The organism is Winogradskyella wichelsiae (assembly GCF_013403925.1).
In the GTDB taxonomy this organism is placed as follows: domain Bacteria; phylum Bacteroidota; class Bacteroidia; order Flavobacteriales; family Flavobacteriaceae; genus Winogradskyella; species Winogradskyella wichelsiae.
In genome coordinates this window covers 569,840-590,901 of record NZ_JABFDJ010000002.1, presented here as the reverse complement: position 1 = coordinate 590,901, position 21,062 = coordinate 569,840, and the positions used below count along the sequence as shown (strand labels likewise).

The following is a 21,062-nucleotide window of genomic DNA, read 5'->3' as shown; positions in this document are numbered from 1 at the left end:
ATTACTCATCCTTCAGCATGCTTTTTAAATCATTAGCGTAGGATGGATATGTAAAGATCTGTTTTTTAAATTCATTTATAGTTAAATCTTCATTTATAGCAACCGTTAAAATATTAATAGTTTCATTGGCTTGTGCGCTTAATAAATGAGCACCCACAATTTTATCTGTACGTTCGTTAACTATTATTTTATAGGCATAAGCTTCTGCATTTTCCTTTTTGGCATTGTACCATTTTGAAGCATCACCTTTATAAATTTTTACATTTTTATAGCGACTTTTAGCTTCTTCTTCAGAATAACCAACCGTAGCCAATTGTGGATGTGTGAAAACAATAGAAGGGACTAACGGATTTTCAAATTCTTTAGTATTACCGTTTATGATATTGTGGCCAGCAATGTAGCCTTGCAACCCCGATAACGGTGTTAGGGGTAATGATTTACTAGAAACATCGCCACAAGCATATACGTTTTCATTACTTGTGCTTTGCATAAAGTCGTTTACTAAAATACCCGAATCGTCTGCCTTAACGTTGGCTTGTTCTAAATCTAGTTTATCAATAGCAGGGACACGTCCAGCAGTATTAAAAACCTTTTTAGCTTTTATAGTTTTAGATTTGCCACCTTTTTGAAATGTTAATTTTAAGTTTTTCTTACCTTTTTTAATGTTTTCAGGTTGTACATCGTATATAAATTGAACACCTCTTTTTTCTAAAACCTTCGTTAGTTTTTCGACTAAAAACGAATCAAATTGCGATAATACTTGTTGTCCAATTTCAATCATTGTCACTTTGCACCCCATTGTAGAAAGCATGTAGCAAAATTCCATACCAACATAACCTGAACCAATGAATATGGCTGATTCAGGAATTTTTTTCAACTTTAAAATAGCATCACTTGTTTGTAGAAATTCAGCACCTTTAAACTCAAGAGTTCTTGGTACAAAACCTGTTGCAATTACAAACTTATCAGCAGAAATAGTTTTGCCTTCTACAGTAATTTCGTTTTTACTGATGAATTTTGGGGATTGATGGTATAAGTCAATCCCAAGATCTACCAAGTTATTTTCAGTAGATAAAGGAACAGGTTTTGTGAAAGTAGATTTGAATTTCTGAACAGCTTTCCATTTAATTTTGGGTCCATTCTTAATCCCTAAACTTTCAAGTTGCTTAGCTTTTTGCTCTAAATCGGCAAATTGCATTAATACTTTTTTAGGATCGCAACCTCTTGTGGCGCAAGTACCGCCAAATTCTCGTTTATCTGAAATAGCAACTGTTTTACCAGCTGCAATACAAGCTTTTGCTGCGGTTTGTCCGGCAATACCACTTCCAATTACAAATACGTCGTAATGTATAGTTTCCATAGTTTTATTTTGAAATAGAAAATTATGGAAACTAAGCGGAAAAGACTGATGCTGATGAGGTAAAGATTAACCCAATTACGAAAAATGGGTTATTTCTTTTTTAAAGGAAAGATTTCAAAATGTAAACCCGTAAAACCTGTTGTTATAAAATTTCTAATATTTTGATGTCCTGCTCCTGTTGGGTTTATTAAAACATCTTCAAAATAATAAGTTCCAAAACAAGCTAAGGTTTCTTCTTTTGTTAAATTTTGATCTACAGCAAAGGCAAATAATTTACAAGATCCTGAATTTTGATCTACAGCATTTTCTAAAGTTCCATTGGTGAAAGCGGTTGGTGTAAATTGGTAATAGGTTTCTATTACGTTCATAGTTTCAGAAAAATCAATCTGTTTTGGACTCGATTTAAGTTTGGCTAAAAAATCTTCTAAAGTCATAATTTTATTTATGTTTTCCGTCTACAACAATTACAATTTCGCCTTTAGGTGGTTTGTTGGTATAATGCTCTAAGACTTCTTTTGCGGTTCCTCTTATGGTTTCTTCGTAAAGTTTAGTAATTTCTCTAGAAACAGAAATCAATCGGTCTTCACCAAAATATTCGCAAAAATGGCCTAAGGTTTTAATTAACTTGTGTGGACTTTCGTAAAAAATAATAGTTCTTGTTTCTTCTGCTAAAAGTAACAGTCTTGTTTGTCTTCCTTTTTTAACAGGAAGAAAACCTTCAAAAACAAACTTATCGTTTGGTAATCCGCTATTAACCAAAGCGGGTACAAATGCGGTTGCGCCAGGTAGGCAATCCACTTCTATATGATGTTCTACACAAGCTCTTACTAGTAGAAACCCTGGGTCGGAAATAGCAGGTGTTCCTGCATCACTAATTACAGCTATTGTTAATCCTGCTTTAAGTTTTTCTATTAAATGGTCAACCGTTTTATGCTCGTTATGCATATGGTGACTTTGCATATGTGTGGTAATTTCAAAATGCTTTAAAAGTTTACCTGAAGTTCTAGTGTCTTCGGCTAAAATTAAATCTACTTCTTTTAAAACCTCGACAGCTCTAAAAGTGATATCTTTTAAATTTCCAATTGGTGTCGGTACTAAGTAAAGTTTACTCATATTTATTTCTCGCGAAATCGAGAATATTTTATAATTATTATCTAGTCTCTTAAATATTTACCTAAAAAGTAGGACGGAAAAAGGACTACTAATCCGTAAAATGAAAAGCCAAAAATACCATGACCAGCATAATGGTGTGCTGCAGTTGCTAAAACTAAATCAAAGAAGAAGCCAGCATAAGCCCATTCTGTAAGCCACTTACTTTTTCGCCATAAAACCATTGCAATACCAAGAAGTTTTAAAATAGCGAGTGGAATAACAAAATAACTAGGATAGTTTAGACTTTCAAAATAACCTTTTGTCATTTCTGTGTTTAACAGATACATCTGTGCTGAATACAGAAAAATTAAGCATAATAATACTGTACAAAACCAATAAATAATTTGTTTGATTCTCATTAATTAAATTTTCCTTCAATTAGTTGAAGAAAACGTTCTTCATATTCTTCTTTTCCTTTCCAATTATTATAGTCTGGTTTTACCATTTCTATAATTAAAGATTTAGCTTCTGGTAAAGTTGCTGTGGTATTAATTTGAGAAATTACACGATCATAATCTTCACTTTCTCCTTCAAATAAATGTTTAATGAAAGCTAATTTATCGTTCAATCCTATCTTTAGGTTTTGGCCCTTTAGTCTGTCATTTAATGACTTATTGGTGGCTTCTACTTCTGTTTTTTCAACGTCACGTTTTTGCGCTTCTTCAATAGGTTCAAATTCTGGCATTTTATCAAAACCAGAAGTAAGGGTTTCAAATTCAATAGAAGATTGTTGTGTTTCGGTTTCTTTTGGTAAGACTTTTTTTGGTGTTGGTATTTTTTCAACTACAGGTTTTTCTTCAACTTCTTCATCGGGCATATGAGATACTAAGTCTTTAATCTTAGTCATCACAGGTTCCATTATAGCATCATCTTCAGTTTCATCTAAATGAACATAAGTCTTATCTTCAATTTCTATATTGTCACTATATTTATTATTAAAAGCAGTTTCTAACATGTCGAAAAAAGAAGAATCATGCCCAATTTTAGGAAGTCTATCTTCAAAGTTATCTTTTGCAAATTTTAAAACGGTCAATTTTTCATAAAGCACAGCAACTTCTTCGTGAAGCTTATCGATGTCTTCTCTACCTGTTAATTTTAGAATCCTATGAGCAATACTCACTAATTCTGATTCTAATTTCTTTTTCATAATTCTAAATTTTTATAATGAAGCACTTTAGCGTTTTTTAGGTTTTAAAAACCAATTTTTACATTGAATAAAAGAGAAATATAATCTCTTTATTTCCTTTTCGTAAGTTTTGCTTTCTATTTTTTAATAAATTTGTCTCACCTTTATAGAATCGAAGATCGATCTTTGATTTAGTGCTAAAATTACAAAATGTTTCTCGAAAATACAGTAAATCAGAAAGAACAATTTGGGTGGATTGAAGTCATCTGCGGATCTATGTTTTCCGGTAAAACGGAAGAATTAATTCGTCGGTTAAAACGTGCCCAATTTGCAAAACAAAAAGTTGAAATTTTTAAGCCTGCTGTAGATGTGCGTTACGATGAAGAAATGGTCGTTTCTCATGATGCTAATGAAATTCGCTCAACACCAGTTCCTGCTGCTGCAAATATTCCAATATTAGCAGACGGTTGTGATGTGGTTGGTATTGACGAAGCCCAATTCTTTGATGATGAAATTGTACGTGTTTGTAATGATTTAGCAAACAAAGGAATCCGAGTTATCGTTGCGGGTTTAGATATGGATTTTAAAGGTAATCCTTTTGGACCAATGCCTAATCTTATGGCAACAGCAGAATATGTAACTAAGGTGCATGCGGTTTGTACAAAAACAGGGAATTTAGCACAATATAGCCATAGAAAAACGCTTAGTGATGAGTTGGTTTTACTTGGTGAAGTTGATGAATATGAACCCTTAAGTAGAGCAGCGTATTATAAAAGTATTCAAAGAGATAAATTAAGGCAACTTAATGTAAATGATGCAAAGGAAGTGGATTCTAAACAAGAAGACAATAATGCCTAAAGCTCAAGAAACAGTTCTCGAAATTGATTTAAGTGCATTAACTCAAAATTATAACTACTTAAAATCTAAATTACAGCCAGAAACTAAGTTTTTAGCGGTAGTAAAAGCCTATGCCTACGGAAGTGATTCTGTAGAATTGGCAAAGCACCTTCAGAAATTAGGTGCCGATTATTTTGCTGTTGCATACACCCAAGAAGGTGTTGCTTTAAGAGACGCAGGAGTTACAACACCTATTTTGGTTTTGCATCCGCAGTCTTTAAATGCAGAAACTTTAATTGATAGATGTTTAGAGCCTAGTATTTATAGCGCTAGACTATTAAACGATTTTATAGCTGTAGCAGAACAACGTGGTCAGAACAATTACCCTGTTCATATTAAATTCAATACAGGTTTAAATCGTTTAGGGTTTGACGAAAAGGATGTCGAGTCTATTGTGTCTCAATTAAAAGCGACTACATCTGTACAAGCAAAATCATTATTTTCTCATTTGGCAGCGAGTGAAGATCTTGAAGAAAAAGATTTTACAGAGCAACAAATAGAAACCTTTAAATCTATAACTGAAAATTTTAAAACAAAATCAGGTACGGAGCCTTGGTTGCATTTATGTAATACTTCAGGAATTATTAATTATCCTGAGGCGCATTTCAATATGGTGCGTAGTGGTATTGGACTCTATGGTTTTGGGAATTCTGAAGAAGAAGATAAAAATTTTAAACCTATTGCAAGTTTGAAATCGGTTGTTTCTCAAATTCATGATGTTGAAAAAGGGAAATCTGTTGGTTATAACAGGGCTTATACTTCAAATAATAACGAAAGAATTGCTACAATCCCAATTGGTCATGCTGATGGTGTCAGTCGTATTTATGGCAACAAAAAAGGATTTGTATTTATAAATGGAGAAAAAGCATATATCATTGGTAATGTGTGTATGGACATGATTATGGTAGATGTTACTGACATTAACTGTAAAGAAGGTGATGAGGTAATTGTCTTCGATGCCACTCATAAAGTTAATGATCTTGCGGAATCTGCAGGTACAATTTCTTATGAAATTCTAACAGCATTATCGCAACGTATTAAACGCGTTTTTATACCGTAATAATCTTTTTGTTAACTTCTTGTGACTTTTTTATTAACTTGGTGTCTTAATTAATAGCCTAACTAAAAATTAAAAACTAAATTATGTTAAAAGAATTCAAAGAATTTGCAATGAAGGGCAACCTTATAGACATTGCTGTTGGTTTTGTAATGGGTGCTGCTTTTAAAGAAGTAGTTACTGCATTTACAGGAGGTATTGTATCTCCATTAATTGGTATGATTTTCGACTCAGACTTTAAAGCGTTGAGATACCAATTAAAAGAAGGAACTTTAAATGACGCTGGCGAAATAGTTGGTGATGTTTTCTTAGAATATGGTACATTCTTAACTAACGTTATTGACTTTATCATTGTAGCATTTGTTATGTTCCTTGTTGTAAAAGGAGTTAATAATATGAAGAAGAAAGAAGAGCCTGCACCAGCTGCGCCTGCAGGACCAACTGAACTTGATTTATTAAAAGAAATCAGAGATTCATTAAAAAAATAAAATACGTATAGCTTCATCGCTACACTATTATTTTAATCAAACCCAGACTGTAAAAGTCTGGGTTTTCTTTGTTGTAATATTTTGTAATGCATATCCGATAAATAGTACCCTTTATTTTTATCAGATTTTTAAGACTAAATTACTCTAATTAGTAAAAGAAATATTCTAATTTTGATATCTTAGCTTTGTGTTTTGTGAAGCATTTAGAGCTAAAAATTAGTCACTTATAAAAAATAAGTGGTAGATGTAACATTAGATTTTTAAGAAATATTAAATTGAAACGTATGAAAGTAGCAATTGTAGGTGCAACAGGTATGGTTGGCAACGTAATGCTTAAAGTATTAGAGGAACGTAATTTCCCTTTAGATGAATTATTATTGGTAGCTTCAGAGCGTTCTGCAGGTAAGATATTAAAATATAAAGGAAAGGATATTAAGGTAATTAGTATTCCTACAGCTATTGAAGCACGTCCCGATATTGCTTTGTTTTCTGCTGGAGGAGGTACATCTTTAGAATGGGCACCAAAATTTGCTGAGGTTGGGACAACGGTTATCGATAATTCTTCGGCATGGAGAATGGATGGTACTAAAAAATTAATAGTTCCGGAAATTAATGCAGGTGAATTATCTAAAACAGATAAAATTATAGCGAACCCAAATTGCTCTACCATTCAAATGGTAATGGCATTAGCACCGCTTCATAAAAAATATAAAATTAAACGTCTTGTTATTTCTACATATCAATCTGTATCTGGTACAGGTGTAAAAGCTGTAGAACAAATGGAGAATGAAATAGCAGGTAAAGAAGGTGATATGGCTTACCCTTACCCAATTCATAAAAACGCAATTCCACAATGTGATGTTTTTGAAGAAAATGGATATACCAAAGAAGAAATGAAATTGGTAAATGAAACGCGCAAAATTCTTTGTGACGACTCTATTGCTGTAACGGCAACAGCAGTTAGAATTCCAACTGCTGGTGGACACAGTGAATCTATTAATGTAGAGTTTGAATCTGATTTTGATGTTAACGATGTTAAAACATTACTTAGTGAAACAGATGGTGTTACGTTACAAGATAATTTAGATGAAAACCTTTATCCTATGCCAATGTATGCGCATGGTAAAGATGATGTTTTTGTGGGGCGTATTAGACGAGATGCTTCTCAACCAAATACTTTAAATCTTTGGGTTGTAAGTGATAATCTTAGAAAAGGAGCTGCAACTAATACTGTTCAAATTGCAGAATATCTTATAGAAACTGATTTAGTTTAAGGTGTTTCTAAGTTTTTAAATATAAGTAATTTTTTGTATTTCAGTGTGTTGCTTAATTAGGTGATTGAAATAATACTTATATTGTACATCTAATTTTATCATAAGTTTTGGGTTGTTAGTATACTCTAATAACTCAAAACTTATATTTTAGGTAAAATTACGAGATTATAAAAAAAGCCTAATTATGAGAAAATTATTCTTCCTTGCTTTAGTGTTAAGTATTTTTGTGTCTTGTAAAATTCAAACTCAAAGCATGAAATCTATTTCCATAAATTACCCTAAAACTCATAAAGTAGACACCGTTAATACTTATTTTGGAGTCTCCATTCCTGATCCTTATCGCTGGTTAGAAGATGATAGGTCAAAAGCAACGGAAAATTGGGTTAAGGCACAAAACGAAACTACTTTTGAGTATTTAGAAAACATTACTTACCGAAAATCGCTAAAAAAGCGCTTAACAAAACTTTGGAATTACGAAAAAATTGGTTCACCATTCAAAGAAGGAAGCTATACTTACTTCTATAAAAATGATGGTTTACAAAATCAGTATGTTATTTATAGATATAAAACAGGAAATGATCCAAGTACGGCTGAAGTATTCTTAGATCCAAATACATTTAAAGAAGACGGTACTATTTCTTTAGGTGGTACAAGTTTTTCAAAGGATGGTAAAACCTTAGCCTATGCTATTTCTGAAGGTGGTAGTGATTGGAGAAAAATTCTAATCATGAATACTGAAACCAAAGAAATTATTGAAGATACTTTGGTTGATATTAAATTCAGTGGCATGTCTTGGTATAAGAATGAAGGATTTTATTATTCTAGTTACGATAAACCTCTAGGCAGTGAACTCTCTGCAAAAACTGATCAACATAAAGTTTATTACCATAAATTAGGAACAAAACAATCTGAAGATCAATTAATTTATGGTGGTATACCTGAAGAAAAGCATCGTTATATTTACGGTGGTGTTACAGAAGATGATCATTATTTAGTAATTACTCCACGTATTTCAACTTCAGGAAATAAGCTTTATATAAAAGATTTAACTGTTCCTAATGCGCCTTTAGTAGAAATATTAGGACATACCGATTCAGATTCTAATATTATAGAAAATGTAGGGTCAAAACTTTACATAATGACAAATTTGGATGCGCCAAATCAAAAAATTGTAACAGTAGATGCTTCGGACCCAAGTCCTGAAAATTGGGTAGATTTTATTCCTGAAACAGAAAACGTATTAACGCCTTCAACAGGTGGTGGTTACTTTTTTGCTAATTATATGGTAGATGCTGTTTCGCAAGTGTTACAATACGATTATAATGGAAAATTGATAAGAGAAGTTGAGTTACCAGGCGTAGGAACTGCAGATGGCTTTGGTACAAAGAAAGACGAAAAAGAGCTTTACTATGCATTTACAAACTATATAACTCCAGGAAGTATTTACAAATACGATATTGATAACGGAACTTCAGAATTATATAAAAAACCGAGTATTGATTTTAATCCTGAAGCTTACAAAAGCAAACAAGTATTTTACAAATCTAAGGATGGGACTAATGTTCCGATGATTATAACCCATAAAAAAGATTTGGAGCTTACTGGTAAAAACCCAACAATACTTTACGGTTATGGAGGGTTTAATGTTAGTTTAACACCTAGTTTTAGCATCGCAAATGCCGTTTGGATGGAACAAGGAGGTGTTTTTGCTGTCCCTAATCTTAGAGGTGGCGGGGAATATGGAAAAGCTTGGCATAATGCAGGGACCAAGCTTCAGAAACAAAATGTGTTTGATGATTTTATTGCCGCTGCAGAATATCTTATTTCAGAAAAGTATACATCATCAGATTTCTTAGCGATTAGAGGGGGGTCTAACGGAGGTTTATTGGTTGGGGCAACAATGACGCAGCGACCAGAATTAATGAAAGTAGCTTTACCTGCAGTTGGTGTTTTAGATATGTTGCGCTACCATACATTTACAGCAGGTGCGGGTTGGGCTTACGATTATGGAACTGCTGAAGATAACAAAGAAATGTTTGAATATTTAAAAGGATATTCACCTGTTCATAATGTTAAAAAAGGAACGAAATATCCCGCAACACTTGTTACAACAGGTGATCATGACGATAGGGTTGTACCAGCGCACAGTTTTAAATTTGCTGCCGAGTTACAGAGTAAGCAAACAGGAGAAAATCCTACTTTAATAAGAATAGAAACTGATGCTGGCCATGGTGCTGGTACTCCTGTTAGTAAAACCATTGAACAATATGCAGATATTTATGGTTTTACACTTTATAATATGGGATTCAAAACTTTGCCTTCAGAAATGGATGGTGAATAGAAAATTAAGATGTTTTACTTAATATTAAACTAATTTATGATTTAAAATCACCTATTATTTTCGTACAACCATTAACTAATAGAAAAGTGTATATTTAGGCCTATTATTTATTTAGAGTTGATAAAGAATAGGTTAGAGGTAAATAGTTTCTATTTTAGGTAGGAAATTTAAGGACTGATCTGTTTTATTAATAATGTATAATAACGCTTATGAGAAAACATTACACCATTATTTTTCTTACATTATTATTATTACTATTTTCTTGCGTTGACGATGATGGATTAAGTCCTTTAGTTATTGATACCAATCCAGATAGTGTAGTTATTGTTCAAAATTCAGAAATTGAAATTTTTATTTTTTTGAACGATTCTAATATACCTTCAACGGGAGAGTTGTCATTGAGTTCGCCGTTAAAGGGTAGTGTTGCAATTATTGACACTAATAATACACCTAACAACCCAAGTGACGATCATATAAAATATACAGTAAATCCAAATGAAATTGGTGTAGATATTTTTGAATATACGATATGTAGTGCTTCTGGAGGCTGTAAAACAGAAGCAGTAACTGTGACCATTACAACGGGTACAAACGTATTATATGATTTAGATAATATGCCATTCTCCGCATTATCAGACTATCAATTTTTTGAAGGGGATTTAAAGAATTTAGAACCAACTTATGGTGTGTTGCCTTACACATTAAATTCAACGTTATTTAGTGATTACGCTAAGAAAAAGCGTTTTTTATGGATGCCAAATAATACTAAAGCTTCATTTGTAAATGAAAATGAACTTTTAGATTTTCCTGTTGGGACGATTCTTATAAAAAACTTTTACTACGATAATGTGCTTCCAGATAATACCACTCAATTAATTGAAACACGTCTTATGATAAATAAACAAGAAGGGTGGGTTTTTGCAAATTACGTATGGAATACTGAACAGTCCGAAGCTGTTTTAGACATGAATGGAAGCTATGTAGATTTACAATGGCAACAAGCAGAAGAAACAAAATCAGTACAATATAGAATTCCATCTGGTGCTGAATGTCATACCTGTCATAAGGTAATGGAAATAGCACGGCCTATAGGTCCTAAAGTAAGAAACTTAAATTTACTTTATAATTATGACGATGGTCCTCGTAATCAATTAGAACAATTAGTCAGTTTTGGATATCTAGAAAACACACTTCCAGATGAAATAGCTAAAATGCCAAATTATAATGATTCTAGTGTGGCTTTAGAAGAAAGAGTTAGAGCTTACTTAGATATTAATTGTGCACATTGCCACTCAGAAGAAACACATTGTGCATACCGACCAATGCGATTCGATTTTTCATTAACCGAAGATCTTACTAATATAGGAGTTTGTGTAGATGCTGAAACGGATTTAGGATTTGGTTTAGGGCGTATTGTAGAACCTGGAGATGATAGAAATTCAGTATTGTTTTATAGAATTAACTCTACAGAACCGTCAAATAGAATGCCTTTGTTATCAAGAACTATTGTACACATTGAAGGAGTTGAGCTTGTTGAAGCATGGATAAATTCCTTAGAAATAAATTGTAATTAAACCAATCAATCAATATGAAAAAACTATTACTCACTGCATTACTTTTTACTTTACTAAGTTATTTGGGCAATGCTCAAGAATTAAATCAACCTTCTAATTGGCCTAATAGTACGTGGTCACTCTCTGGAAGTTATGATATAACTTATTTAGAAGAAAACCCCACCTTATCCTCAAGTGGTTCTTTTTCTTTTAATGATGATGAAGCTGGTGGTGGTTCAAACAATACTATTGCTGCTGAATCTCCTATTATTAATCTTCAAAATGCATTTGACGCTAATGAAACTGAAATAACAGTTTTTTTTAATTATGTTTTAAATATTTATGATACCGAATCACTAAGTGTTCAATATTGGGATAATAGCTCTAACGAATGGGTAAGTTGGGGAAGTGAAATAGCTGTTAATTCTATTGCAACCAATGGTTATTGTAATGCGGCATCTTCAATTTTTATAAGTGAAAGCTTAAATATTATTTCATTTTCTACAGAACAACTAACAGGTTTTAAGTATCGTATTCTGTACAACGATAACAACTCTTATGGATGGGGTTTTTGCGTTAATTCACCATCAATAAGTTCTGCTATTCCTCCGGCATGTCCAAGTGTTACATCTTTAGCGATTAGTAATGTAGACGCCAATAGTGCAACAGCTAATTGGGGTGTTGGTGGCTTAGAAGCTTTATGGGAAGTTGCAGTACTTTTACCATCAGAAGGTATTCCAGCTTCAGGAACTTCGATCACAACTAATTTTTATAATTTAAGTAATCTTTCTCAGCAAACAAATTATGTTTTTTACGTAAGAGCTAATTGTACTGATGGCGGGTATAGTAATTGGACAAGTATTGCTCTTACAACTGGTATTGATACTTCTAGTTATCCAGCAAGTTTTACAATAAACCCTATAAATACATCAGGAACTTATGATATTGCTTTGGTCGATTTAAATGGGGACTTTTTAGATGATGTCGTTTCTGTCAGTTCTAATAACATAAATGTACATTATCAGTTAGCCTCTGGTGGGTTTAACGCAATGAATATTTCTACCCCAGATGCAGATTTTACACCGAGTTGGAGCTTAGCTGCTGGTGATTTTGATCGTAATGGTTACAACGATCTAGTCTATGGTGGTCAAGGTGGGGTTACGTTTATGAAAGCAAATGATACAGGAACAGCTTATACCGAAATTTCTGGAATAGAATATGTGTTTTCTCAACGCTCTAATTTTGTAGATATAAACAATGATGGGCATTTAGATGCTTTTGTTTGCCATGATGTTCAGGCAAATGTGTATTATATTAATGATGGTGCGGGGAATTTACAATTCTATCAAGGAGTAAGTGAAGACGTTTTACCTAACGGAATCGGTTTAACGCCAGGTGGTGGTAATTACGGAACTGTTTGGATCGATTATGATAACGATAGAGATATGGATATGTTTATTGCTAAATGTAGAGGTGGTTCTTCAACAATAAGTACTAATGAATTATGGAGAAATGATGGTAATGGAGTATTTGTTAACGTAGCAGATAGTAATGGTTGGTATAATACTAATTATCCTAGTGCTGGTCATGACAACTCTTCTCTTTTGGGTGATAATATCCAAACGTGGTCTTCAGCTTGGGCAGACTTTAATAATGATGGTTATATGGATGTGTATATTGGAGCAAGTAGTACTGAAAATGGTGATTCTAAATTAATGAAAAATAATGGTGATGGCACATTTACAGATGTAACCGCTGGATCTGGTGTTTTAGAGGCACAATTAGGTATAGAAAATGCCCCTGCTGACTTTAATAATGATGGGTATGTCGATATTTTAAGTAATGGAGATATATTGTTTAACAATGGTGATTTTACATTTACTAATTATTCAGATAATATGCCACCAAGTGGTGCTATTGGAGATACTAATAATGATGGTTTTTTAGATATTTTTCGTAATGGAAATATTTATTTAAATAACACAAACAATAACAATTGGGTAAAAATAAATACCATTGGTGCAACAAGTAACATTAATGGCATTGGAGCTAGAGTTGAAATTGAAACGACAACAGGAACACAAATACGTGATGTAAGAAGTGGGGAAGGTTTTAAGTACATGAGCTCTTTAAATACGCATTTTGGTATTGGTGAATTAACAAGTATTAATAGCATTATCATTTACTGGCCATCTGGTATTGTGGATCATATAGTTAATCCTGAAATTAACACAACACACGCTATTATAGAAGGTTCTACACTAAGTGTTGTTGACGAAACTTTAGTAGACGTGTCAATTTATCCTAACCCAGTAGAGGATCAACTAAACATTAAAACATCTGCTGAGGTTATTAATAAAATAGCAACAGTTTTTGATATCAACGGAAAGCGTGTTCTTAGTTCAAAACTTACATCTAATGCTATAGATGTTTCTACTTTAACAAATGGTGTTTATTTCTTAAGGTTAGAGTCTGAAGGAAAAACAATGAAACGTAAGTTTTTTAAAAAATAACTTATAGCTAAAAAAAGTAAAACCGTTTGAGAAATCAAGCGGTTTTTTTATGCAGATTCTTTAATGATATAGTATTTTTGTAAAATGCTTCAAGTAAAAAACATCACTTTCGGATATTCTAAAACTAAGGTTTTAAATGCTATTGATTTTAACGTTAAGCCAGGAGAAAATCTCGCAATTATAGGTGAAAGCGGATCTGGTAAAAGTACACTGATAAAGCTTATTTACGGAGAATATGACCTGAATGAAGGACAAATTTTTTGGAAAGACGAAGAGATTCTCGGGCCAAAATATAACTTAGTTGTTGGATATGATTTTATAAAATCGGTTAGTCAAGAATTCGATTTAATGCCTGTAACTACAGTGGCAGAAAATATAGGAAAATTTCTTTCTAATTTTTACCCAGAGGAAAAACAGAAACGGACTAAAGAACTCATAGAAGTTGTAGAATTAGAGGCGTTTGCTAATACTAAAGTAAAACTCTTAAGTGGTGGTCAAAAACAACGTGTTGCCATCGCTAGAGCTTTAGCAAAACAACCTGAAATTCTATTGTTAGACGAACCTTTTAGTCATATCGATAATTTTCAGAAGCAAGGCTTGAGGCGTAATGTTTTTAATTATCTAAAAGCTAAAAATATAGCTTGTATTGTTGCCACACATGATAGAAAAGATGTTCTTGGATTTGCAGATGAAATTATAGTTCTAGACGAGTCTAAGATAATTGTTAAAGATACCCCTCAAAATTTATATAAAAACCCAAAATTGCCTTTAATAGCGTCCTTTTTTGGTGAGTTTAATATTATTGATCCTTATGGAATTGTGTATGCCCATCAACTTCAAGTTGTAGAAGAATCTAATTTAAAAGCAACTGTAAGAAAATCTTATTTTAATGGAAGTGTTTGGTTAATAGAAGCGATTTATAATTCTGAAATTATATTTATTCAGCATAAAGCTGAATTACCAAAAGATTCTGAAATTCACTTTTCATTAGTCTCATAACTTTTAAGAAATTATGTTTTTTGAAATCGTAAAGTAGACGTCGTCGTCAATTAATTTTGAGTTCAGAAGATTGATTATTTAAGCGATCATTTAAAAATGAAAAAGGATGAACAGTTGTTCATCCTTTTTGCCCCAAATCTACCATAAACTTAACCTACTTATGTATATGGTATTTCAAATATAAGAGGACAATAGGTTAAGCTTTCATTTTTTGGACAAACGACCTATATATTAGTCTAAACGTGGAAATTTTATTAGCGTAGTAACAATACCCTAAGAATAGTGGATGATTTGTGAGTTTAAGACAAAATAAAAATGAAAAAGGATGAACAGTTGTTCATCCTTTTTGCCCCAAATCTACCATGAACTTAACCTACTTATGTTATGGTGATTGCAATGTATATTTAAATTTATTAAATCGAATCAAAAACCCGACTAAATACTATTTTAACCGACAAAATAAATATTTTATCGGATAAAATGATTGTCCTAAGCTTTAATAAGCACGTCTGTTATTACCTTCGTAAAAATTAATAAATGCTCTGTTAACAACTCTGTTACCTCCAGGTGTAGGGTAATCTCCGGTAAAGTACCAGTCACCTAAATTATCAGGACAAGCTTTATGTAAGTTTGCTACAGGCTGAAAAATTACTTTTACGTCAGCTTTTGTATTTTCTTCACTTAATAATTCTGAAATTTTATCAGAAATCTGTTCGTCAGTAAACTTTTCGTAGATTTCTTTAACGTAGTTTACAATATCAGTATCCTTGTTGTTAACTTGTGCTATACATTTATTGTAAACATCTGTTACAATATGGTATTGATTTGTGTCTTTTAATAATGCTAGCGCAGCTTTAAAAGCAATTAAGGTCTCTAGATTTGCCATGTCTATACCATAACAATCAATAAAGCGTATTTGAGGCGCAGAAGAAACCACTACGATTTTCTTAGGGTTTAATCTGTCCATCATTTTAATAATACTCTTTTTAAGCGTCGTACCTCTTACAATACTATCATCTATAATAACCAAATTATCAGTTGGTTTTATAACACCGTAAGTAACATCGTAAACGTGTGCCACTAAATCATCTCTACTACTATCTTCTGTAATAAACGTTCTTAGTTTTACATCTTTAATAGCTATTTTTTCAATTCTAGGACGTTCAGATAAGATATCGGTGACTGTTTCTGCCGATAATTTACCGTTACCATCAAGTATTGTTTTTGTTTTCTTTTCGTTGAGGTGATCTTCAACGGCTTCTATCATCCCAAAAAAGGAAGTTTCTGCTGTATTTGGTATATATGAAAACACACTATTTTTGGTGTCATTATCAATAGCCTCTAAAACTTTAGGCATTAACAAGCGGCCTAGTTTTTTACGTTCTTGGTAAATTTCGGCATCACTTCCACGAGAGAAATAGATGCGTTCAAAAGAACAAGCTTTACGCTCTAAAGGTTCTAATATTTTTTTAATCTGAGTAACTCCAGATTTTTTAGTAATAATAGCATGTCCTGGTGCTAATTCTTTTACATCATCAAAGGGTACGTTGAAAACAGTTTGAATAACTGGACGTTCTGATGCTACAACTACAATTTCATCATCTTTGTAATAATATGCGGGTCTTATACCAGAAGGATCTCTTAACACAAAAGAATCTCCATGACCTAATAAACCTGCCATTGCATAACCACCATCCCAGTTTTTAGCGGCACGTTTTAATATTTTTCCAACTTTTAAACGTTCTGCAATTAGCGGAGAACATTCATTTTTATTGTAACCTTCCTTTTTTAGATCCTTATAAATTTTAGCAACAGCATCATCTAAGAAATGACCAATTTTTTCCATTACAGTAACCGTATCTGCTTTTTCTTTTGGGTGTTGCCCTATCTCAATAAGGTTATCAAAAAGTTCATTAACATTCGTCATGTTAAAGTTACCAGCAACAATAAGGTTACGATGCATCCAATTGTTTTGTCTTAAAAATGGATGAACACTTTCTACACTGTTTTTACCATAGGTACCATAACGAACATGACCTAATAAGACTTCACCGATGTACGGAATTTTACTCTTTTGTAGTTCAACATCATTTTGATACTCAGGATTTTTGGTCAATTCATCATTAATACGATCATTGATTTGAGCAAAAATATCTTGTATTGGCTGTTGCGCAATAGAGCGAACTCTACTTATATAACGTTCACCAGGTTTTGTATCTAATTTTATACTTGCAAAACCAGCTCCGTCTTGTCCACGGTTGTGCTGTTTTTCCATCATTAAATACATTTTGTTTACACCATAAAAAGCACTACCATATTTTTCTTTGTAGTATTCTAATGGTTTTAAAAGTCTGATAAGTGCAATACCACACTCATGTTTTAAAGCATCACTCATAATTGTTTGTCCGCAATTAATTTTTTAATAATTTAAAATAAAAAACGCGCTCATTTTAGAGCGCGTTAGTTTAAGATAATTCGATATCAAACTGTGTTAGAGTCTTAAACTGCTCTAAACGTTCATAAATTTCTTTATCAGTTAAATTTTGCATGCGCTCTGTTCCAAATTTTTCAACACAGAAGGAGGCTAAGGTAGAGCCGTATATAACAGCTGTTTTCATGTTTTCAAAAGAAAAGTCATCTGTTTTTGCTAGATAACCAGCAAAACCACCAGCAAATGTGTCTCCAGCTCCAGTTGGGTCAAAAACTTCTTTTAAAGGAAGTGCAGGTGCATAAAATACATTATCATCATGAAACAATAATGCGCCGTGCTCTCCTTTTTTAATGACTACAAATTTAGGACCCATTTCTTGAATTTTTTTAGCAGCAACAACTAGAGAATATTCACCAGTTAATTGTCGCGCTTCTTCATCGTTAATGGTAATAACATCAACATTTTTAATCACAGAAAGCAAATCATCTAAAGCGATATCCATCCAGAAATTCATGGTATCTAAAATGGCTAACTTAGGCTTTTTAGTCATTTGGTTTAATACCCCTTGCTGTACTAAAGGGTGTAAGTTACCTAGCATCACTACTTCTGCATCTTTGTAATTTTTAGGAACAACAGGGTTAAAGTGCTCTAATACGTTAAGCTCAGTTGCTAAGGTATCACGAGAATTCATATCGTTATGGTATTTACCACTCCAAAAGAATGTTTTACCATCTTTTACAACTTCTATACCTTCAATATCAACGTTTCTATTTTTTAATAGATCTAAATATTCTTGCGGAAAATCACCTCCAACTACAGAAACTGCTGCAGAATCTACATTAAAATTTGAAGCTGATAAACCTATATATGTTGCTGCTCCACCGAGGATTTTATCGGTTTTCCCAAAAGGGGTTTCAATAGCATCAAAAGCTACTGTACCAACAATTACTAACTTGCTCATTACCTTAATTTGAATTAAGTCGCAAATTTACGTAAAATATATTCTATGTGAAACATGAAATTAAACAATGGTAGTTAGGTTTTAATTCTTTCTATCTTAAACCTGATATCCTTTTAATGACTAATGTGTTGCGTTTTTTTAATTCTTGATGATATTTAATACCAACGGTTAGATTGCGCAAAAAAGCCACAATTTTTAAATTGTGGCTTTTTTTGTAAACTTTTATAAAGTAGTATAAGTTTAATCTTTGTATTATAATTTAACCATACCAATATGCATTAGATCTCCTCGTAAAGTCGATGTATCAGATGTACTAAGTATATAATACTGAATATCTATAATATCATCTTCTGCAAATACGTATTGAAACGTACCAGAAGCTCCAAAATAATCGGAAGAAGGTGAAGGTAAAGATGAAAATCCTCTAGCCATATAACCTACACGCGTTCCATTTTGGAAAATGGCAAGGATATATTTTCTATTGCCCGCTTCTAAATTTCTTACGGCCCAACTAGCATTTATTAAATAACTTCCTGCTTTAAGTACTTGTATTTCACCATCTGATACTACATTAAAATATTCAGTGTCATTTTCTGTTATATCATCAGTTCCTAATGGGAAATTATAAAAAGCAGCACCAACAGGAATAGTTGTTCCTCCTAAATCTCTATGCATTGTTAAAGATGGTGTTCCTCCGGCTTCTGCTGTTAAGCTATTCCAGCTATCTGTATAAATTTCTAAACCCTGAGTAGTTGTATTGTAAATGGTAAGACCTTCTGCAGGTGTTAATATAGCATCACGCTGTTCAGTTGTAAGCCTAGGTAATAATAAACCACCTTCAGTACTTTGCAATTCTAAAATACTAGATGCATCTGGAGTTTCTGTACCAATACCTACTTGGGCAAAACATGTTGTTGTGCATATTAAAAAAGCACCTAATAAATTTAAAATAGACTTCATGATTCTTATTTTGTTGAACTTAGATGACAAATTAACATTAAAAAATGTAATTTATCAAGCTTCGATGATTATAATTTTAAAATGAAATATATACTCTTACTACGGATTTTTTACTGAAAATACTTTATTAATTAACTTATGTTATTTTAACTAATTGTTTTTTAGGTCTTTACTACAGGTATTAAACAGGTGTAATTAATTATTAAGCCATAATTTTAGTTAATAAATTATTTTTAAATGTTTGTTAGTCACATAGATTATTGCAATTTCACTTGAATAATTAAAATTATTAGCGTTTATTGCATGCTTCCAGCTAAATTCGGATTAAAATGAAGTATAATTTTATTTTTTTATTGTCAATTTTTTGTCTAAATCTTGGTGCTCAAGATTTGTCTAGTACTATGACGGTTAGTCCTGGTACCTCTGTTTCAATTACATCTGGTACAGAACTTACTGCTTATGAGTTAAATCTAAAATCTACATCAGACAGTTTTGCTTGTGTTATGTTAGACGGAACCATTACTGATGGAACCCTTGTTAATTATGATAGATATGTTAATGTTGTTGGTACACCCGGAGTAAATGGTGGGAATGATTTGGTGTCATTACCTGTAAAAACAGATGCTGCTACTTTTAATAATTTTTCATTATATAATACTGATGGCACTATTTCTACGGCTAATTATAACTATATGCCTCGATCAGGTGATTTGTATGCTTTCGGACCTTATAGTAATGTAACTGATTCTTACATAAATTATGATGGTATTGTAGATGCATCACTTTCATTACAACGTGCAGTTGGCTATAGAGCTGCAACTAAATTAAACGGACAGACCTTAAGATTTTCTGGTACTATATCCAAAAATACTGAAACTGTAACGATTACTACTATAGATCCAATTATTACACCAGATACAACTGGTGATCCAAAAAATTGGAATTCAGTAGGAAATCCATATCCTACATATTTAAATTCTACTTTGTTTTTAGATGAAAATTTAGCTGTGTTAGCAGAAGATGCTGCAGGTATATATGGTTATAATAGCGGTACGCAGTCTGGTACTGGTACTGTTGGTAATTTTACGATAATTAATAGATTGGTTAATATAGGTCTTAATATAACTCCAGGTCAAGGGTTTTTAGTTGCTAATGATTTCACTGCTGCCTCTAACGTCATAAGCTTTACACCTGCAATGCGTGTTTTTAGTGGCTCTGATGATTTTATATTAGGAAGAAGTGATAATGTAAATGAAATGGTAAGATTAAAGGCAGAACATGCTGGCGGTGATTTTGCAACAGAAATATATTTTAATGAGAATTCTACTCAAGGCGTAGATCGTGGTTACGATGCAAAATTGTTTGGAGAAGCTTCATTAAGTTTTTCTTTGTATTCTGAATTGCTAGAGGATAGCGAAGGAAATGGAATGGCTATTCAAAGTTTAGGGTCTACAGATCTTAGTTCTGTTCGTATTCCATTAGGTCTTAAAGCATCGCAGGGACAACAAATAACGTTTAGTATTGAGACATCTACTTTGCCAACAAGTGCAGAAGTTTATCTTGAAGATAATGTTGAAAATACATACACATTATTAAATCAAGGGGATTACACATTTACAGCAGATACTGCAATTAGTGGAACTGGAAGATTTTATTTAAACATAGGTGACGCAACGTTATCTCTAATAGATAATGATGTAACTACACTAAATTTATATGCAGCCAATCATAAGATTTTTGTTAAAGGTGAATTGTTAGCAACAACTCAGGTTAATGTTTATGATACTTTAGGTCGCGTGGTAATGTCTTCTAATATACTAGTAGGCTCAGATTCAAATGAAATTGATGCATCGCAATTAACAACAGGTATTTATATTGTTAAATTAAATAATGTTGTGCAAGAACTTACTAAAAAAGTAATTCTTAAATAATATCCATTACATATAATCT

General features: G+C 32.4%; 17 protein-coding genes. 9 read left to right on the top strand and 8 right to left on the bottom strand.

Annotated features, from left to right (window positions below; all coding sequences use genetic code 11):
* Nucleotide 1 precedes the first annotated feature (1 nt).
* From HM985_RS06200 to HM985_RS06180, 5 genes are all read right to left on the bottom strand, one after another.
* Entirely contained in the window at nucleotides 2-1,360 is a 1,359-nt protein-coding gene (locus HM985_RS06200; RefSeq protein ID WP_179375413.1) for a dihydrolipoyl dehydrogenase family protein, read from the bottom strand.
* A gap of 89 nt (nucleotides 1,361-1,449) precedes the next feature.
* Nucleotides 1,450-1,794 carry a HopJ type III effector protein gene (locus HM985_RS06195; RefSeq protein WP_179375412.1) on the bottom strand — a complete coding sequence of 115 codons (345 nt, stop codon included), beginning with the start codon at nucleotides 1,792-1,794 and terminating at the stop codon, nucleotides 1,450-1,452.
* A gap of 4 nt (nucleotides 1,795-1,798) precedes the next feature.
* Complete coding sequence (gene rsmI / locus HM985_RS06190) at nucleotides 1,799-2,473, bottom strand: 16S rRNA (cytidine(1402)-2'-O)-methyltransferase (RefSeq protein ID WP_179375411.1); 675 nt, start codon at nucleotides 2,471-2,473, stop codon at nucleotides 1,799-1,801.
* Nucleotides 2,474-2,514: 41 nt separating this feature from the next.
* The gene (locus HM985_RS06185) at nucleotides 2,515-2,871 is read right to left on the bottom strand and encodes a DoxX family protein (RefSeq protein ID WP_173587516.1); all 357 of its coding nucleotides are present in this window, start codon (nucleotides 2,869-2,871) and stop codon (nucleotides 2,515-2,517) included.
* Entirely contained in the window at nucleotides 2,871-3,659 is a 789-nt protein-coding gene (locus tag HM985_RS06180; protein ID WP_179375410.1) for a hypothetical protein, read from the bottom strand. Before HM985_RS06180 ends, HM985_RS06185 begins: the two co-directional genes overlap by 1 nt.
* Before the next feature lie 189 nt (nucleotides 3,660-3,848).
* Between HM985_RS06180 and HM985_RS06175 the strand changes: the two genes are divergently transcribed.
* The 8 genes from HM985_RS06175 to HM985_RS06140 all read left to right on the top strand — a co-directional run bounded on the left by HM985_RS06175 (nucleotide 3,849) and on the right by HM985_RS06140 (nucleotide 14,760).
* Nucleotides 3,849-4,496: a thymidine kinase gene (locus HM985_RS06175; RefSeq protein WP_179375409.1), complete on the top strand. Its 648-nt coding sequence runs from the start codon at nucleotides 3,849-3,851 to the stop codon at nucleotides 4,494-4,496.
* Entirely contained in the window at nucleotides 4,489-5,595 is a 1,107-nt protein-coding gene (gene alr, locus HM985_RS06170) for an alanine racemase (protein ID WP_179375408.1), read from the top strand. The genes HM985_RS06175 and alr overlap by 8 nt, the downstream gene beginning before the upstream one ends.
* Before the next feature lie 83 nt (nucleotides 5,596-5,678).
* Complete coding sequence (gene mscL / locus HM985_RS06165) at nucleotides 5,679-6,080, top strand: large conductance mechanosensitive channel protein MscL (RefSeq protein ID WP_179375407.1); 402 nt, start codon at nucleotides 5,679-5,681, stop codon at nucleotides 6,078-6,080.
* A 284-nt stretch (nucleotides 6,081-6,364) separates the two neighbouring features.
* Nucleotides 6,365-7,354, top strand: coding sequence for an aspartate-semialdehyde dehydrogenase (locus HM985_RS06160; protein ID WP_179375406.1), 990 nt, complete (start codon nucleotides 6,365-6,367; stop codon nucleotides 7,352-7,354).
* A 184-nt stretch (nucleotides 7,355-7,538) separates the two neighbouring features.
* Complete coding sequence (locus HM985_RS06155) at nucleotides 7,539-9,695, top strand: prolyl oligopeptidase family serine peptidase (RefSeq protein ID WP_179375405.1); 2,157 nt, start codon at nucleotides 7,539-7,541, stop codon at nucleotides 9,693-9,695.
* Nucleotides 9,696-9,904: 209 nt separating this feature from the next.
* Nucleotides 9,905-11,269 (top strand): Ig-like domain-containing protein, encoded by a 1,365-nt coding sequence (locus HM985_RS06150; RefSeq protein WP_179375404.1) that lies wholly within the window; start codon nucleotides 9,905-9,907, stop codon nucleotides 11,267-11,269.
* A 14-nt stretch (nucleotides 11,270-11,283) separates the two neighbouring features.
* Complete coding sequence (locus tag HM985_RS06145; RefSeq protein WP_179375403.1) at nucleotides 11,284-13,761, top strand: FG-GAP-like repeat-containing protein; 2,478 nt, start codon at nucleotides 11,284-11,286, stop codon at nucleotides 13,759-13,761.
* 84 nt (nucleotides 13,762-13,845) lie between these two features.
* The gene (locus HM985_RS06140) at nucleotides 13,846-14,760 is read left to right on the top strand and encodes an ABC transporter ATP-binding protein (protein ID WP_179375402.1); all 915 of its coding nucleotides are present in this window, start codon (nucleotides 13,846-13,848) and stop codon (nucleotides 14,758-14,760) included.
* 496 nt (nucleotides 14,761-15,256) lie between these two features.
* On the opposite strand, the gene HM985_RS06135 is transcribed toward HM985_RS06140, so the two are convergent.
* The 3 genes from HM985_RS06135 to HM985_RS06125 all read right to left on the bottom strand — a co-directional run bounded on the left by HM985_RS06135 (nucleotide 15,257) and on the right by HM985_RS06125 (nucleotide 19,112).
* Entirely contained in the window at nucleotides 15,257-17,155 is a 1,899-nt protein-coding gene (locus HM985_RS06135) for an amidophosphoribosyltransferase (protein WP_179375401.1), read from the bottom strand.
* Between the two features lie 70 nt (nucleotides 17,156-17,225).
* A complete protein-coding gene (locus HM985_RS06130) occupies nucleotides 17,226-18,152 on the bottom strand; it encodes a PfkB family carbohydrate kinase (protein ID WP_179375400.1) in 927 nt (308 codons plus the stop codon).
* Nucleotides 18,153-18,404: 252 nt separating this feature from the next.
* Nucleotides 18,405-19,112 (bottom strand): hypothetical protein, encoded by a 708-nt coding sequence (locus HM985_RS06125; RefSeq protein WP_179375399.1) that lies wholly within the window; start codon nucleotides 19,110-19,112, stop codon nucleotides 18,405-18,407.
* A gap of 329 nt (nucleotides 19,113-19,441) precedes the next feature.
* Here HM985_RS06125 and HM985_RS06120 point away from each other — a divergent pair, with 329 nt between their 5' ends.
* Entirely contained in the window at nucleotides 19,442-21,043 is a 1,602-nt protein-coding gene (locus HM985_RS06120; protein ID WP_179375398.1) for a T9SS type A sorting domain-containing protein, read from the top strand.
* The last annotated feature ends 19 nt before the right edge of the window (nucleotides 21,044-21,062 follow it).